This window comes from Bradyrhizobium sp. 930_D9_N1_4 (assembly GCF_052076015.1).
Lineage (GTDB): Bacteria > Pseudomonadota > Alphaproteobacteria > Rhizobiales > Xanthobacteraceae > Bradyrhizobium.
The window spans coordinates 4,468,704-4,484,472 of sequence record NZ_CP197236.1; the positions used below are offsets into that span (position 1 = coordinate 4,468,704).

Sequence of the window (15,769 nt, forward strand, 5' to 3'; positions counted from 1 at the left end):
CACTGTTGCCCACGCCCTCAGGTTGTTCCATGCTGCTCCCACAAGGAGACGCCGTGGACGCCATCAATCCCAGTGTGGAGCTGACCGAGGCGGAGCGGATCGACCGTCTGCGGCTGATCCGCTCCGACAATGTCGGGCCGCGCACCTTCCGTTCGCTTGTCGATCATTTCGGCACGGCGCGCGCGGCGCTGGAGCGCTTGCCCGATCTGGCGCGCCGTGGTGGTGCGCAGCGATCGGGCCGCATATGCAGCGCGGATGAGGCCAGGGCCGAGCTCGCTGCAAGCCGCAAATTCGGCATCGCCTGGCGCGCGCCCGGCGAGGACGGTTATCCCGCGCGGCTGGCGATGATCGACGATGCACCGCCGCTGCTCGCGGTACGCGGCGACAACACGACCTTGATGCGGCCGATGATCGCCATCGTCGGCTCGCGCAATGCCTCGGGCGCCGGGCTGAAGTTCGCCGGTCAGCTCGCGCGTCAGCTTGGTGAAGCCGGCTTCATCGTCATCTCCGGGCTCGCCCGCGGCGTCGATCAGGCCGCACATCGCACCAGCGTCGAGAGCGGCACGATCGCGGTGCTCGCCGGTGGACATGATTGCATCTATCCGCCCGAGCATGGCGATCTGCTGGCATCGATCCTCGATCACAAGGGCGCGGCGATTTCCGAGATGCCGCTCGGCCACGAGCCGCGCGCCCGCGATTTCCCCCGCCGCAACCGGCTGATCTCGGGAGCTGCACTCGGCGTGGTCGTGGTGGAAGCGGCGCACCGCTCGGGCTCCCTGATCACCGCGCGCATGGCAGCCGAACAGGGCCGCGAAGTGTTCGCCGTCCCCGGCTCGCCGCTCGATCCGCGCGCCGCCGGCACCAACGATCTGATCAAGCAGGGCGCGACGCTCGTCACTGAGGTCGCCGACATCGTCAACGCGGTCCAGCCGATCATGGAACGGCCGCCGATGCATCCGATAAGCGAGCCTGACAGCGAGCCGTTCGAGCACGATCCGCAGAGCCACGACCGCGACCAGATCATCAACCTGCTCGGCCCCGTGCCGATGGGAATCGACGATCTCGTGCGGATGTCCGGCGCCTCGCCCACGATCGTGCGCACGGTGCTGCTGGAGCTCGAGCTGGCCGGAAGGCTCGAGCGTCACGGCGGTGGATTGGTGTCGCTGATCTAGCTAGCCAGCCTTCGCGTCGAAGCGCGTGCGCGCCGCCGCGATCTGCGGCTGGTGATCGAACGCCCATTGCCCGAGCGCCTTCACCGGCTCCTGAAGCCCGCGGCCGAGATCTGTCAGTTCGTAATCGACCCGCGGCGGAATGGTCGGGAAGATCGTGCGCGTGACGAGACCGTCGCGCTCCAGCCCGCGCAAGGTCAGGGTAAGCATCCGCTGCGAGATGCCGTTGATCGTACGCTTCAGCTCGTTGAAGCGCTTCGGACCGTCGCTCAAATTCATGATGACGAACACGCTCCATTTATCGCCGACGCGCGACAGGACCGACGCCACCCCGCGGCAGTCGGCATGGTCGGGACTCGGCACAAGCGGAGCAGGCAAATCGGTGTGCGCAGGTTTCAAAGATGTGCCCATGGCTCAAAAAAGTGCGTTCTTGCGGGGATTTCGACAGTCACTCATGTAGTGCCAGTTACAAACATATACCATGGGTGACCCCAATGAAACTCCTCCATATCGACTCCAGCGTGCTCGGCCCCCACTCCGTCTCCCGGCAGGTTTCCGCCGCCATCGTCGACCGTCTCCGGCAGACGACGCCTTCGCTCGACATCGCCTATCGCGACCTGACCCAGACGCCGCTCGCCCACCTCTCCGGCTCGCATCTGGCGGCCGCGCAAGGTGCACCCGCGCCTGCGGAACTCGGACCCGATCTTGCCGCGAGCGCGGCGGTGCTGAACGAGTTCCTCGATGCCGACATCGTCGTGATTGGCGCGCCCATGTACAATTTCACCATCCCGAGCCAGCTTAAGGCCTGGATCGACCGCGTCCTCGTGGCGGGGAAGACGTTCAAATACGATGCGAACGGCCCGCAGGGCCTCGCCGGCAGCAAGCGCGTGATCGTGGCGATCTCGCGCGGCGGCTATTACGGCCCGGGCACGCCGGCGGCGTCGCTCGAGCATCTCGAAACCTATCTGCGCGGCGTGTTCGCATTCATGGGCGTCACCAGCCCCGAATTCATCGTCGCCGACGGCATCCAGGTCGGCCCCGAGCATCGCGAGAAGGCGTTGGCCGGTGCGCTCCAGGCCGCAACCTCCTTGCGCGCCGCGTAAGGCTCACGCCGACACCAGCCGCTGCCGGTCGCCGGCGGCGGCTGAGAGTTCGACTGCGCTAAAACCAGGCGCCTTGAACGCCCAGGATGACGGCAACGAGTGAAATGAACAGGCCGATGCCGGAGAAAATGGCGACGCCGATCAACTCGGACCGGCCGGAGCGTTTGGCCGGAATGGCGGAAGGTTCGCTGTAAATATGCGGTTCTGAAATCGACGGAAAAATGCGAGCTGCTTTTGGCATTACGGGCTCCATTGAAATTGAGTCTTGTGACCCCTGCCCGTAAAAATGTCTGCGCAGCAGATGCGAAGGTTCAACGCCTCACGGAAGGTTCAGAGCCATACGTTCGCCGGGATGCAGGAACCGGTCGACACAACCGCAATGATCGTGCCGGCCGATTCAATTTTCGACAGAGTTGATCAGCCGCGATAGATCGGTGCGCCCGCGGGAGAGGCGACCGCGCCTCCGTCAACGAAGATCTCCTGGCCTTGAATGTGCGCGGCATCATCCGACGCAAGGAACAGCACCGTCTTTGAGATGTGATCTGGTTCACCAATGCGCCCAAGCGGCGTGGACAACCCGATGCGCGCCTCGAACGCCTTCTCCGCTTCAGGCGTTGCAACCGCAGCACCCCAGATCGGCGTGCGGATCGCGCCGGGCGCAACGACGTTGACGCGAATGCCGCGCGGCGACAGTTCCGACGCCATGATCCGCGCCATCGCGCGCACGCCGGCCTTGGCCGCGCCGTAAGCCGAGTAACCGGGAATGCCGAGCACCGAGATCACCGAGCCGTTGAGGATGATTGAGGCATTGTCGTTGAGATAAGGCAGCGCGGATTGAACGGTGAAGAACACGCCGGTGAGGTTCGTGCTGATGACTTTCTCGAAAACCTCGAGCGTCGCCGATCCCAGCGGCGTGCCGCCGGGAATGCCGGCATTGGCGAACACGACGTCGAACTTGCCGAACTTCTCGGCACCCTTTTTGATCGCCGCGTCGGTCGCGGCGATGTCGGTGGCGTCAGCGACGAGCGCGAGCGCGTTCGGGCCGAGCTCCTTTGCGGCCGCGTCGAGCGTTTCCTTGTTGCGCCCGGTGATCACCACCTTGGCGCCCTCCGCCACGAACAGCTTTGCCGTTGCCAGGCCGATGCCGCTATTGCCACCCGTAATCAGTGCCGTCTTGCCTTGAAGTCTCACGTTCGCCTCCAGTGGTTGCATAATGAAACTGAGTTGCCATCTAGGCCATACGGTTTTATGATGCAACCACACAAGCGCGTGATCGGCGCCGACATCGGGCGAATGCGCAAGGACTAGGACGATGGTGAAACGAACCAGCTTCGAGGGCGATTCCTGCCCGATCGCGCGGTCGCTGGAAGCGATCGGCGACTGGTGGTCGCTGCTGATCATCCGTGAAGCGCTGTTCGGCGTCCGCCGCTTCGGCGAGTTTCAGAGCAGGCTCGGTATGGCCAGGAACATTTTGTCCACGCGGCTACGTGCGCTTGTCGATCACGGCATTCTGGAAACAGCCCCCGCCTCCGACGGCAGCGCCTATTCCGAATATCTGCTGACGCCGAAGGGCCGCGGCACTTTCCCGATCCTGGTGGCGCTCCGGCAATGGAGCGAGGAGTTCGACGACACGCCAGAGCAGATCGCGACCATTCTGGTCGATCGCGAGAAAGGCCGCCTGGTGAAAAAGCTCGAAATGCGCGCGGAGGACGGGCGCCTGCTCACGCCAGCCGACACCGTAGTGAAGCTGCGCCCACCACCGCGAAAGCGATCGGCCTGACGGATCTGCGTAGCCCGGATGCAGCGAAGCGAAATCCGGGGCCACTTAATCCGCGGCGAGAATCCCGGATTGCGCTTCGCTCCATCCGGGCTACGCGCACGTGACGACCCATAGCTGCCTCTCCACCGTCATTGCGAGCGCAGCGACTTGTCCCGCCGAAGCTTTAGCGAAGGCGGAAGCAATCCAGACTGCCACCCGCGGAAAGACTCTGGATTGCTTCGCTGCGCTCGCAATGACGGGGATAGAGCAACGCCTCCAAATTTCTCCCCGTCACCCTGAGGTGGCCGCTTCGTCAGCGGCCCTCGAAGGGCGACGGCCCGGCTCTCTCCCGCCGCTACGACAACTTGCGCTTGCTCCGCAGCCGCAGGTGCTCGTCGGCTTCGAGCTTGGTCATCCCCAGGAGATAATGCAGCACATCGAGCTTGTGGCGCTCGGCCAGCTTGCGCAAAGCCGTCACCTGCTCGGCGATGAAGGCGACGGCCTCTTCGACGCCGCCCTCCCCCGGTTCCTCGTTGCGTAAGCTCCCTCGCGCGCCGGACGCGGCGCGCGCTCGTTTCTTCCCCGGCCTAGTCACCAGACCCCACCCGAATCCATGCCCCGGAGAGACTCTACGCCCACACCAGCCACAACTCCAAGGTGGTATTTCGCAACTTTCGCGATATGAAACTTTTCCCATTTCGCGGGCTTTCAACACCCTTCGATTTGACAGCGGGGGTCGCACCACCCATGTTCGGGTCGAAAGGGCCGACCCGAATCTCATCGAATTCGGCCCGGAATTTCCCCATAAGTTACTGGAACTACATGAATATCGTCATTGTGGAGTCGCCGGCGAAAGCCAAGACGATCAACAAGTATCTGGGCTCGTCCTACGAGGTTCTGGCCTCGTTCGGGCATGTCCGCGACTTGCCCGCGAAGAACGGCTCCGTCGATCCCGACGCCAATTTCAAGATGATCTGGGAGGTCGATCCCAAGGCGGCCGGCCGGCTCAACGATATCGCCAAGTCCCTGAAGAACGCGGACCGCCTGATTCTCGCGACCGACCCTGATCGCGAGGGCGAGGCCATCTCCTGGCACGTGCTGGAGGTGTTGAAAGAGAAGCGCGCGCTGAAGGACCACAAGATCGAGCGCGTGGTGTTCAACGCCATCACCAAGCAGGCGGTCACGGACGCGATGAAGAATCCGCGCCAGATCGACGGCGCGCTGGTCGACGCCTATATGGCGCGCCGCGCGCTGGACTATCTGGTCGGCTTCACCCTCTCCCCCGTGCTGTGGCGCAAGCTGCCGGGCGCCCGCTCGGCCGGCCGTGTGCAGTCGGTGGCGTTGCGGCTGGTCTGCGATCGCGAGCTCGAGATCGAGAAGTTCGTTGCGCGCGAATATTGGTCGCTGATCGCAACCCTGCTGACACCGCGCGGCGATGCCTTCGAAGCCCGTCTCGTCGGCGCCGACGGCAAGAAGATCCAGCGCCTCGACATCGGCACCGGCGCTGAAGCGGAAGACTTCAAGAAGGCGCTGGAAACGGCCGCCTACGCCGTCACCTCCGTCGATGCGAAGCCCGCCCGGCGCAATCCGCAGGCGCCGTTCACGACGTCGACGCTGCAGCAGGAAGCCAGCCGCAAATACGGCTTTGCCCCGGCGCACACGATGCGCATCGCGCAGCGCCTCTATGAAGGCATTGACATCGGTGGCGAGACCACCGGACTCATTACTTACATGCGGACCGACGGCGTGCAGATCGATCCGTCCGCGATCACCCAGGCGCGCAAGGTGATCGGCGAGGATTACGGCAACGCCTACGTGCCGGACGCCCCGCGCCAGTACCAGGCCAAGGCCAAGAACGCCCAGGAAGCGCACGAAGCGATCCGTCCGACCGACATGTCGCGCCGCCCTGACAGCATGAGCCGCAAGCTCGAGTCTGATCAGGCGCGGCTCTACGAATTGATCTGGAAGCGCACCATTGCAAGCCAGATGGAATCCGCCGAGCTCGAGCGCACCACGGTCGACATCACGGCGAAAGCCGGCGGCCGGACGCTGGAGCTGCGCGCGACCGGCCAGGTCGTCAAGTTCGACGGCTTCCTCGCGCTCTATCAGGAAGGCCGCGACGACGAGGAGGACGAGGACTCCCGCCGCCTGCCCGCGATGAGCCCGAACGATGCGCTCAAGCGGCAGTCGCTCGCCGTCACCCAGCACTTCACCGAGCCGCCGCCGCGTTTCTCCGAGGCCTCGCTGGTCAAGCGCATGGAAGAGCTCGGCATCGGCCGTCCCTCGACCTATGCCTCGATCCTCGATGTGCTGAAGGCTCGCGGCTACGTCAAGCTGGAGAAGAAGCGCCTGCATGGCGAGGACAAGGGCCGCGTCGTGGTCGCCTTCCTCGAGAGCTTCTTTGCCCGCTACGTCGAATACGATTTCACCGCCGGCCTCGAAGAGCAGCTCGACCGCATCTCCAACAACGAGATCTCCTGGCAGCAGGTGCTGAAGGATTTCTGGACCGGCTTCATCGGCGCCGTCGACGAGATCAAGGATCTGCGCGTCGCGCAGGTGCTCGATGTGCTCGACGACATGCTGGGCCAGCACATCTATCCGCCGCGCGCGGATGGCGGCGACATCAGGCAGTGCCCGAGCTGCGGCAACGGCCGGCTCAATCTGAAGGCCGGCAAGTTCGGCGCCTTCGTCGGCTGCTCGAACTATCCGGAGTGCCGCTACACCCGTCAGCTCGCCGCCGACAGCGAGCAGACGGCCGACCGTTCGCTCGGCCAGGATCCCGTCACCGGTCGCGATGTCTGGGTCAAGGCCGGCCGCTTCGGCCCCTACATCCAGCTCGGCGAGCAGAAGGATTACGAGGAAGGCGAGAAGCCGAAGCGCGCGGGCATTCCGAAGGGCACCTCGCCCGGCGATGTCGAGCTCGAGCTTGCGCTGAAACTGCTGTCGCTGCCGCGCGAGATCGGCAAGCATCCGGAAACCGGCGAGCCGATCACCGCTGGCCTCGGGCGCTTCGGGCCGTTCGTGAAGCACGAGAAGACCTATGCCAGCCTCGAGGCCGGCGACGAAGTCTTCGACATCGGCATCAACCGCGCGGTCACGCTGATCGCGGAGAAGATCGCCAAGGGTCCAAGCCGCCGCTTCGGCGCCGATCCCGGCAAGGCCATCGGCGATCATCCGACGCTTGGCACCGTCACCGTGAAGGGCGGCCGCTACGGCGCCTATGTCACGGCCGGCGGCGTCAACGCGACGATCCCGAGCGATATCGAGAAGGACGCCATCACGCTGCCGCAGGCGATCGCACTGATCGACGAGCGCGCGGCCAAGGGTGGCGGCAAGAAACCGAAGAAGGCGGCCAAGCCGGCCAAGGCCAAGAAGACTGCCAAGGCTGCGGACGGCGACGACGCCGCGCCGAAGAAGAAACCGGCTGCGAAGAAGGCGGCCAAATCGAAAACCGAATCCACCAGCAAGGCGCGCGCAGCCGTGTCGTCGACCGCCAAGACTTCAGCAGTCAAGACGTCGCCGACCAAGGCATCCGGCGCCAAAGCTCCGGCCAAGAAAAGTGCCGGCACCAATTAGAGGTTAAGTGAAACGCAAGAATGACCATGGCTTTCCCGACCGGCAAGCCATCGTCGCCTTCATCAAGGCAAACCAGGGAAACGTCGGCACCCGCGAAATTGCGCGCGAGTTCGGCCTGAAGAACGCCGATCGCATCGAGCTCAAGCGCCTGCTGCGCGAGCTCGCGGACGACGGCACCATCAAGAAGAAGCGCCACACGGTATCCGAGCCGGACACCCTGCCGACGACGTTGGTCGCCGACATTACGGGCCGCGACCCCGACGGCGAATTGATCGCCACCCCTACCGAATGGGACGAGGTCGAAAGCGGCGAGCCCCCCAAAATCCGCATCCAGATGCCGCGCCGGCCGAAGCCCGGCACCGTCGCCGGCGTCCGTGACCGCGTGCTGCTGCGCGTCGAGCCGAGCAACGAGACCGAGGGTCCGGCCTATCGCGGCCACGTCATCAAGGTCTTCGACAAGACCAAAAGCCGCATCCTCGGTGTTTTCCGCAGCCTGCCCGACGGCGGCGGACGGCTCGTGCCCGTCGACAAGAAAGGCGCCGACCGCGAGTTGAACATCGCCGCGGCCGAGACGCACGGCGCCCAGGACGGCGACCTCGTCAGCGTCGACATCATCCGCTCGCGCAGCTTCGGCCTCGCCTCCGGCCGGGTGAAGGAGAAGCTCGGCTCGGTCAAGTCGGAGAAGGCGATCAGCCTGATCGCGATCTACGCCCACGACATCCCGCTGCAATTCTCCTCTGGCGCGATGCGCGATGCGGAAGCCGCAGAGCCCGCGAACCTGAAAGGACGTGAAGACTGGCGCGACGTCCCGCTCGTCACCATCGATCCGCCCGACGCCAAGGACCACGACGACGCGGTGCATGCGCAGCCGGACGACGATCCCAACAACAAGGGCGGCTTCATCGTCAACGTCGCCATCGCCGATGTCAGCTTCTATGTCCGGCCGGGCACCGCGCTCGACCGCGATGCGCTCGACCGCGGCAACTCGGTCTATTTCCCCGACCGCGTCGTACCGATGCTGCCGGAGCGCATCTCCAACGATCTCTGCTCGCTGGTCCCCGGCGAGCCGCGCGGCGCACTCGCGGTGCGGATGGTGCTCGGCCCCGACGGCCGCAAGCGCTCGCACAGCTTTCATCGCATTCTGATGCGCTCGGCCGCCAAGCTGAGCTACGCGCAGGCGCAGGCCGCGATCGACGGGCGGCCCGACGACACCACCGGCCCTCTGCTCGATCCGATCCTCAAACCTCTCTACTCGGCTTATGCCTGCGCCAAACGCGCGCGCGACGAGCGCGATCCGCTCAATCTCGATCTGCCTGAGCGAAAAATCCTGTTGAAGAGCGACGGCACCGTCGACCGCGTCATCATCCCCGACAGGCTCGACGCGCACAAGCTGATCGAGGAGTTCATGATCCTCGCCAACGTCGCCGCGGCCGAGATGCTGGAGAAGAAATCGCTCCCGCTGATCTACCGCGTGCATGACGAGCCGACGCTGGAGAAGGTTCATGCGCTCCAGGAATTTTTGAAGACGCTGGACGTCCCCTTCGCGAAATCAGGCGCTCTGCGCCCGGCTCTGTTCAACCGCGTGCTGGCCCAGCTCGAAGGCCATGATCACTTCCCGCTGGTCAGCGAGGTGGTGCTGCGCTCCCAGTCGCAGGCCGAATATTCCTCGGAGAATTACGGTCATTTCGGTCTGAATTTGCGTCGCTACGCGCATTTCACCTCGCCGATCCGCCGCTATGCCGACCTCGTCGTGCACCGCGCGCTGGTCCGCGCGCTCGGGCTCGGCGAAGGTGCCCTGCCCGACAGCGAGACGCCGGAAACGCTTGGCGAGGTCGCAGCCCACATCTCGGTGACCGAACGGCGCGCGATGAAGGCGGAGCGGGAAACCGTGGACCGTCTGATTGCCCATCACCTCGCCGACCGCATCGGCTCGACGTTCCAGGGCCGCGTCTCCGGCGTCACGCGCGCCGGCCTGTTCGTGAAGCTCGCCGATACCGGCGCCGACGGCCTGATCCCGATCCGGTCCCTCGGCACGGAATATTTCAACTATGACGAGGGCCGCCACGCCCTCGTCGGCACGCGCAGCCGCACCATGTACCAGCTCGGCGACGTCGTCGACGTTCGCCTGATCGAAGCAGCCCCTGTTGCGGGCGCGCTGCGCTTCGAGCTGCTGTCGTCGGCCAGCGAGACCGCGCCGCGCGACCGCCGGTCATCCGGTCCGCAACGCCGCCCCTCCTTCAAGGCCCAGCCCGGACGCAGCCCGGCGAAAAAACACAAGCCGCCGAAGCCGAAATCCGGCAAGCCCAAGAAGAGCAAGAACAAGGGCAAAGGCAAGGGCCAGAAGGGCAAGGCATGGTGACGAGCACGGCCCCAAAGATCTGGACGCGCGAGACCGGTCTGGTCGAGAAGCGCGACGTCTGGGCGGCGATAAAGCGCGGCTTTCGCAGCCGCTGCCCGCGCTGCGGCGAGGGCAAGCTGTTCCGCGCCTTCCTGAAAACCGCCGACAATTGCGCGGTCTGCGGCCTCGACTTCACGCCACATCGCGCCGACGACCTGCCCGCCTATCTCGTCATCGTCATCGTCGGCCACATCGTGGTGCCCGCGATATTGTGGATCGAAACCAATTACACCACGCCGGCCTGGCTCAGCTTTGCCGCCTATCTGCCCTTCACCTTCGTCGCCTCGCTGGCGTTGCTCCAGCCGGTGAAAGGAGCTGTGGTCGGCCTGCAATGGGCTCTGCGCATGCACGGCTTTGACGAGAACCCGCCGGATGGTATTCCGCCGGTCTAAGCAAATAATCAAAAAGCGGTTTGGGTGAGGACATGACGGATATTTCGCAGGACGAAAAGGCGAAGGTCCACGACCAGAAAGAAGCCGATCACCATCCTTATTTCCGTCCCAAGGATGCCGCGACGCTGATCCTGGTCGATCGCAGCGGCACGATTCCAAAAGTCCTGGTCGGCAAGCGCCACGACAAGGTGGTGTTCATGCCCGGAAAGTTCGTCTTCCCCGGCGGCCGCGTCGACAAGGACGATTATCGCGTGCCGTGTGCCGCGCCCATCACCACCGAGCTGGAAGCCAATCTCGCCAAGGGCAGCCCGAAGACGCCCGCCTCGCGCGCCAAGTCGCTCGCCATCGCCGCGATCCGCGAAGCCTGCGAGGAGACCGGCCTCTGCCTGGGACGCAAGATCGAGGGGAAGGCAAAACTCGAAGGCGCCTGGAAGCCCTTTGCGGATGCGGGCCTGCTGCCCGATCCCTCCAGCCTGTTCCTGATCGCACGCGCGATCACCCCGCCCGGCCGCGTCAAGCGGTTCGACACCCGCTTCTTCACGGCGGATGCCTCCGCCATCACCCATCGCGTCGATGGCGTGATCCATGCCGATGCCGAGCTGGTCGAGCTGGTCTGGGTCGAGCTCGGCTCGAAGCCGCTCGCCGACCTGCATCCGATGACGCGCAACGTGCTCAACGAGCTCGACACCCGCCTTGCCACCGGCCCGCTGCGCCACGACGCGCCGGTGCCGTTCTTCCATTTCTATGGCGGCAAGATGCAGAAGGATATTCTGGGCTAGGACGCGGACTCATTGAGGCGCAGCCACATCACCCCACCGGAATCATGCGTCCGGCGGCAGTGGACAGCATTGTTGCCTGATCAGTCGTTCGCGCCGATATCCGTAAAACGGAACCCCGCCGGCGTCTTGGCAAAGACGAAGATGTGCTGCCCGCAGAAGACGGAGTAATAGCCATTGTTCTCTTGATCGCGATCGTAGACGGCCTTGCTGCGCTGGATACACGCGCGATTTTTCGCCGTGAAAAAAGTCGCATAGGTCTTGGCGCGAAATTGCGCGGCGTCGCGAATTGCGCTGTCGTTCATGAACGGCAATTTTGTCATACCGGCGACGGCGGCGGAATCGTTTGTCTTCAGCGCCGCGCGAAACGTCTCGATGAAGCCGTCGAATTCCTTCTGCAAGGCAGGAGAAGCGACGGGGTCCTTCGGCGTCTGGGCGACGGCTGGAGCAAGGTTCACGAGAGCGGCTGCAAGCATAATTCTCAGCAAAAATCGCACGGGTCGGTTCCTTCCATCGAACAATCAAGATCTTCCGACCGCTCCAGATCCATGGCGTTCTTTTACGTCAGGGATTTTCTGGCTCGCCGGGTTTATGGGTACACGACCTAATCAGCGTCCGGCTCGGTACCGACATAGTCGCGCGCCGGCAGCTTGAGGACGCGGCCGATCTCGCTTGCGAGCTGGTCCGCTTCCTCGCGCCTGGTAAAGCTCTGGAGCGTGATCGGCTCGGTGCCCCTGTTGCCGCAGAGATTGACGTCGTAGGCCGTCAGCTCCGGGTCATAGTCCTCGGTGATGCTGATGAAATGATAGTCGGCGAGATCGCGGTGCTTGCGGATGTTCAGCGGGCCGAACTGCCTGGTGATCACGATCTGGCGCAGCGTCTCGTTGAGCACGACGAAAGTGCGGTAGCTGAGCAGGATGACACCGGGAATGCCGACCAGCAGCCCGAGCCCGGTGAACACCAGCACCGGCACGAGGTCATCGGCGAGCCGTCCGAAACCGGAAAAATCCTGGCGCAGGCCGAGCGCGACATTCCACAGCAGATAGCCGCTCGCGGCCAGCAGCGGCAGCGACAGCAGCCGCCCGACCCAGGGCATGGGCCGGTCGATGCGGACGATGCTGCCATCCACTGTCATTGCGCCTGCCATGAAAAGTCTCCTCGGAAGCGAAGGTCATGGCTTGGTCGGAGTGAACCGCGGATTGGTTCGAGAGACGCACCGCTCTCTCCCCGTCATGCCCGGGCTTGTCCCGGGCATCCACGTTCTTCGTGCCCGGAGCAAGGCGTGGATGGCCGGGACAAGCCCGGCCATGACGCTGAGGATGCGCCGCGGCCCTCAATGACGAGAACGTGCTGACCATGTCGCAAAAAACAAAAAATTCTTCCCGCCTCCCCCAATGGCGGAGTTCCCTGGCGTCCCTATGTGTTCAGGAACGACACCCAGAACGGATACGGGGCAATGGCACAACGGCAACTCAAGCTTGGCGCATTCATGCGGCCGGTCAGCATCCACACCGGCGCATGGCGCTATCCCGGGGCCTGGCCCGACGCCAATTTCAATTTCGGCCACATCAAGACGCTGATCAAAAAGCTCGAGGCCGGCAAGTTCGACGCCTTCTTCATGGCCGATCACCTCGCCGTGCTGAACATGCCGATCAACGCGCTCAAGCGCAGCCACACCGTGACCTCGTTCGAGCCGTTCACGCTGCTCTCGGCGCTCTCCGCCGTCACCGAGCGGATCGGCCTGGTTGCGACCGGTTCGACCACGTTCGACGAGCCCTATCACGTCGCGCGCCGCTTCGCCTCGCTCGACCATCTCAGCGGCGGCCGCGCCGGCTGGAACATCGTCACCACCTCCAACCCGGATGCGGCGCTCAACTTCGGCCTCGACGACCACATGGAGCATGCCGAGCGCTACAAGCGCGCCCGCGAGTTCTACGACGTCGTCACCGGCTTGTGGGATTCCTTCGCCGACGATGCCTTCGTGCGCGACGTCGAGAGCGGCCTGTTCGTCGATCCCGCGAAGATCCATGTGCTCGACCACAAGGGCAAATATCTGAAGGTCCGCGGTCCTCTCAACATCGCCCGTCCCGTACAGGGCTGGCCGGTGATCGTGCAGGCCGGCGCGTCCGAGGACGGCCGGCAGCTGGCGGCGGAGACCGCGGAAGCCGTGTTCACCGGCGGCGGTCCCCTCGCGGACGGCCAGAAGCTCTATGCCGACATCAAGGGCCGCATGGAAAAGATCGGCCGCGACCCCGAGCACCTCAAGATCCTGCCCGGCGCCTTTGTCGTGGTGGGCGACAGCGACGACGAGGCCAAGGAGAAGCGCGCGCTGCTCGACAGCCGCGTGCACTACGACAGCGCGATCGCCTCGCTCTCGGTCATCCTCGGCACCGATGCCTCAGGCTTCGATCCCGATGGCCAGCTGCCGGAGATTCCGGAGACCAACGCCAGCAAGAGCGGCCGGCAGCGCATGGTCGACGTCGCCAGGCGCGACAAGCTCACCGTGCGCCAGCTCGCCCAGCGCGTCGGCGGCTATGGCGGGCTGTCCTTCGTCGGCACGCCAAAAACCATCGCCGACCAGATGGAGGAATGGCTGGTCGGGCGCGGCTCGGACGGCTTCAACATCATGTTCCCGTTCCTGCCCGCCGGTCTCGACGATTTCGTCGACAAGGTCGTCCCGGAGCTACAGAAGCGTGGGATTTTCCGGAAAGAATACGAAGGGGCCACTTTGAGGGAGAATCTGGGCCTGCCTCGGCCGAAAAACCGGTTCTTCGAGGCTTGATCGGGCCGATTTGGGTGGTTTCCCAGCCCTGAAACCTTGACATCAGGCGGTTTCTGGCTAGGTTGCCGGCCAACGCGGGCCGTTTGGCCGGCTCCATATTCCCCAATTTTCTGAGGTTCAGAACATGGCCAAAGCGGTCACCATCAAGGTCAAGCTCGTGTCCTCGGCCGACACCGGCTTCTACTACACGGCCAAGAAGAACTCGCGCACCATGACCGACAAGCTGGTCAAGAAGAAGTACGATCCGGTCGCGCGCAAGCACGTCGAATTCCGCGAAGCCAAGATCAAGTAAGATCGGCGCCGCGTTGAAGCGTTTTGCGGGGCCCCTACGGGCCCCGTTTTCGTTTTGGGGCCTCCCTTGTGTCCCGGGCGCGCCGCAGCGCGGAGCGCTGCTGCGCAGAACCGGAACCCAGAAAGCTACACGGTAAGGTCGGAGACATGGGCCCCGGCTCTGCAGCGCACCGCTGAAGGAGCGCTGCGCTGCGTCCGGGGCACGAGACTGAAGTTGAAGCGCTGCCTCTCCACGCCGCATGGCATGTCTCACATCGATGGCGAATCATTGAGCAGAGGGTTTATCAACCCTCGGTTGCCCCATCCCTAGTGTATGTTACCGTGCACTGACCGGGACGGCATTTCCGGTCCCGGATTTGGGAGGACATGGTCATGAGATTCTCGCCAAGCCTTGTCGTGCCTTCAACCGCCGCCATCTTGTCAACGGTCCTGCTGTGCGGTCCGGCCGCGTCGCAAATCAACGCCGGCTCCACCGCTACGCTTCCCCCCGTCACAGTCGATGCGCCGAAACAGGCGGCAAAGCCGCACGCGTCGGAGCGGGGAGCAAACACAGCGGCGCCGCGCCGGACTGCGTCAACCGCGCGACGGTCAACCGCGTCCACGCCTTCATATGCGCCGGGTTCTGTGATGGGGAGGATTGCCGGCCTCGAGGCGCGCGCCAGCAGCTGCAACGGCGGCTGTGCATCAAGCTTCCGGCACGGCAACGAGCCCTGGATTGGATGCAGCGAGTCCGGCGGCGGTCTGAACTATGGACCTTTCTCGCCAACGTGCCGGGACACCATCACCCATACATCCTACGAGAATTGCGTCGAGACGAAGGTGTTCCTGGGCGAGTTTCGAAACAGGGCCCACTGGTTCTGCAGCAGCCTGCAGGCCGGCAACAGGTTCAAGGTCGCCGATCTCAAGCGGCCAGGACGTCGCTAGTCCAGACGTCCGGGGCGCTCTGTTCAGCAACGTTGAAGCTGGACGGCTCCATCTGCCCCGGGCCGATTGCACACATGCGCTCCGCTACGGCGACCATTTTTCATGCTCTTCGTGGTAAGCCTGCTCGTTGAGGCGGTCGGCGATCTCTTCCGCGACAGGCTCGCTCTCCGCGTCCGCGAGCGGCTTACCTGTGCTGGTTTTGACGGTCGTCTTGTCGGCCTCGACCGGGAAGTCGTTTGGATGTAGCGCGGGTTTGGTCATTGCTGTTCCTCACCATCACGGGAATGAATCAAAACGAAAGCAGACTCAAGTTCGTCCCTGGTTTGCCTCACCACACTGGCCGCAAGTTGCGAGTTGGCCGCGCCGCTGTCGATGAGGCTGGCATGCCAGGTCACGCCGGCGCCGACGATCCGAACCGGTGTGATTGCGATTTCCTGGACGAGCTCACATCCCTGATGCGTCCGGACTGCAGTCAACACTTTGACGGTCAGTTCCTCGTGGGTAATCGCAACCTTGCACATCAACGGCCTCGTCAGCGAAGTGAACACCTCATTCAACCGCGGAAGAGCCACTGGAGTTTCGCAGAATTTCACGTCGCG

At 64.2% G+C, this 15,769-nt stretch carries 17 protein-coding genes; 9 read left to right on the forward strand and 8 right to left on the reverse strand.

What is annotated here, in order from left to right; genetic code table 11:
* The first annotated feature begins 29 nt into the window (after positions 1-29).
* A complete protein-coding gene (gene dprA / locus AB7532_RS21095; RefSeq protein ID WP_441236653.1) occupies positions 30-1,172 on the forward strand; it encodes a DNA-processing protein DprA in 1,143 nt (380 codons plus the stop codon).
* On the opposite strand, the gene AB7532_RS21100 is transcribed toward dprA, so the two are convergent.
* Positions 1,173-1,580 carry a winged helix-turn-helix transcriptional regulator gene (locus AB7532_RS21100; protein ID WP_441236654.1) on the reverse strand — a complete coding sequence of 136 codons (408 nt, stop codon included), beginning with the start codon at positions 1,578-1,580 and terminating at the stop codon, positions 1,173-1,175.
* An 83-nt stretch (positions 1,581-1,663) separates the two neighbouring features.
* Between AB7532_RS21100 and AB7532_RS21105 the strand changes: the two genes are divergently transcribed.
* On the forward strand, positions 1,664-2,272 hold the full coding sequence (locus tag AB7532_RS21105; RefSeq protein ID WP_441236655.1) for an FMN-dependent NADH-azoreductase: 609 nt from the start codon (positions 1,664-1,666) through the stop codon (positions 2,270-2,272).
* Positions 2,273-2,330: 58 nt separating this feature from the next.
* Here the strand turns inward: AB7532_RS21105 and AB7532_RS21110 are convergent, their stop codons facing one another.
* Together AB7532_RS21110 and AB7532_RS21115 are read right to left on the reverse strand one after the other, a co-directional pair.
* Positions 2,331-2,513 carry a hypothetical protein gene (locus AB7532_RS21110; protein ID WP_441236656.1) on the reverse strand — a complete coding sequence of 61 codons (183 nt, stop codon included), beginning with the start codon at positions 2,511-2,513 and terminating at the stop codon, positions 2,331-2,333.
* Positions 2,514-2,689: 176 nt separating this feature from the next.
* Positions 2,690-3,463, reverse strand: coding sequence for an SDR family oxidoreductase (locus AB7532_RS21115; RefSeq protein ID WP_441239329.1), 774 nt, complete (start codon positions 3,461-3,463; stop codon positions 2,690-2,692).
* Positions 3,464-3,584: 121 nt separating this feature from the next.
* Between AB7532_RS21115 and AB7532_RS21120 the strand changes: the two genes are divergently transcribed.
* Positions 3,585-4,052: a winged helix-turn-helix transcriptional regulator gene (locus tag AB7532_RS21120; RefSeq protein WP_441236657.1), complete on the forward strand. Its 468-nt coding sequence runs from the start codon at positions 3,585-3,587 to the stop codon at positions 4,050-4,052.
* 334 nt (positions 4,053-4,386) lie between these two features.
* Here the strand turns inward: AB7532_RS21120 and AB7532_RS21125 are convergent, their stop codons facing one another.
* A complete protein-coding gene (locus AB7532_RS21125) occupies positions 4,387-4,626 on the reverse strand; it encodes a hypothetical protein (protein ID WP_441236658.1) in 240 nt (79 codons plus the stop codon).
* Positions 4,627-4,853: 227 nt separating this feature from the next.
* Here AB7532_RS21125 and topA point away from each other — a divergent pair, with 227 nt between their 5' ends.
* Genes topA through AB7532_RS21145 form a run of 4 tightly spaced genes read left to right on the forward strand, consistent with a single transcriptional unit; the run spans position 4,854 to position 11,176 of the window.
* Positions 4,854-7,607 carry a type I DNA topoisomerase gene (gene topA, locus AB7532_RS21130; protein WP_441236659.1) on the forward strand — a complete coding sequence of 918 codons (2,754 nt, stop codon included), beginning with the start codon at positions 4,854-4,856 and terminating at the stop codon, positions 7,605-7,607.
* 7 nt (positions 7,608-7,614) lie between these two features.
* Positions 7,615-9,966, forward strand: coding sequence for a ribonuclease R (rnr, locus tag AB7532_RS21135; RefSeq protein WP_441236660.1), 2,352 nt, complete (start codon positions 7,615-7,617; stop codon positions 9,964-9,966).
* Entirely contained in the window at positions 9,960-10,397 is a 438-nt protein-coding gene (locus AB7532_RS21140; protein ID WP_441236661.1) for a DUF983 domain-containing protein, read from the forward strand. The genes rnr and AB7532_RS21140 overlap by 7 nt, the downstream gene beginning before the upstream one ends.
* Positions 10,398-10,429: 32 nt before the next feature.
* On the forward strand, positions 10,430-11,176 hold the full coding sequence (locus AB7532_RS21145) for an NUDIX hydrolase (protein ID WP_441236662.1): 747 nt from the start codon (positions 10,430-10,432) through the stop codon (positions 11,174-11,176).
* Positions 11,177-11,256: 80 nt separating this feature from the next.
* Here the strand turns inward: AB7532_RS21145 and AB7532_RS21150 are convergent, their stop codons facing one another.
* Together AB7532_RS21150 and AB7532_RS21155 are read right to left on the reverse strand one after the other, a co-directional pair.
* Entirely contained in the window at positions 11,257-11,631 is a 375-nt protein-coding gene (locus AB7532_RS21150) for a hypothetical protein (protein ID WP_441236663.1), read from the reverse strand.
* A gap of 146 nt (positions 11,632-11,777) precedes the next feature.
* Positions 11,778-12,320: a hypothetical protein gene (locus AB7532_RS21155; RefSeq protein ID WP_441236664.1), complete on the reverse strand. Its 543-nt coding sequence runs from the start codon at positions 12,318-12,320 to the stop codon at positions 11,778-11,780.
* A 309-nt stretch (positions 12,321-12,629) separates the two neighbouring features.
* Here AB7532_RS21155 and AB7532_RS21160 point away from each other — a divergent pair, with 309 nt between their 5' ends.
* Positions 12,630-13,955, forward strand: coding sequence for an LLM class flavin-dependent oxidoreductase (locus AB7532_RS21160; RefSeq protein ID WP_441236665.1), 1,326 nt, complete (start codon positions 12,630-12,632; stop codon positions 13,953-13,955).
* A gap of 124 nt (positions 13,956-14,079) precedes the next feature.
* Positions 14,080-14,247 (forward strand): 50S ribosomal protein L33, encoded by a 168-nt coding sequence (rpmG, locus tag AB7532_RS21165; protein WP_008139339.1) that lies wholly within the window; start codon positions 14,080-14,082, stop codon positions 14,245-14,247.
* A gap of 1,007 nt (positions 14,248-15,254) precedes the next feature.
* Here rpmG and AB7532_RS21170 read toward each other — a convergent pair.
* The gene (locus AB7532_RS21170; RefSeq protein WP_441236666.1) at positions 15,255-15,431 is read right to left on the reverse strand and encodes a hypothetical protein; all 177 of its coding nucleotides are present in this window, start codon (positions 15,429-15,431) and stop codon (positions 15,255-15,257) included.
* Positions 15,428-15,691: a hypothetical protein gene (locus tag AB7532_RS21175; protein ID WP_441236667.1), complete on the reverse strand. Its 264-nt coding sequence runs from the start codon at positions 15,689-15,691 to the stop codon at positions 15,428-15,430. The genes AB7532_RS21170 and AB7532_RS21175 overlap by 4 nt, the downstream gene beginning before the upstream one ends.
* Positions 15,692-15,769 lie beyond the last annotated feature (78 nt).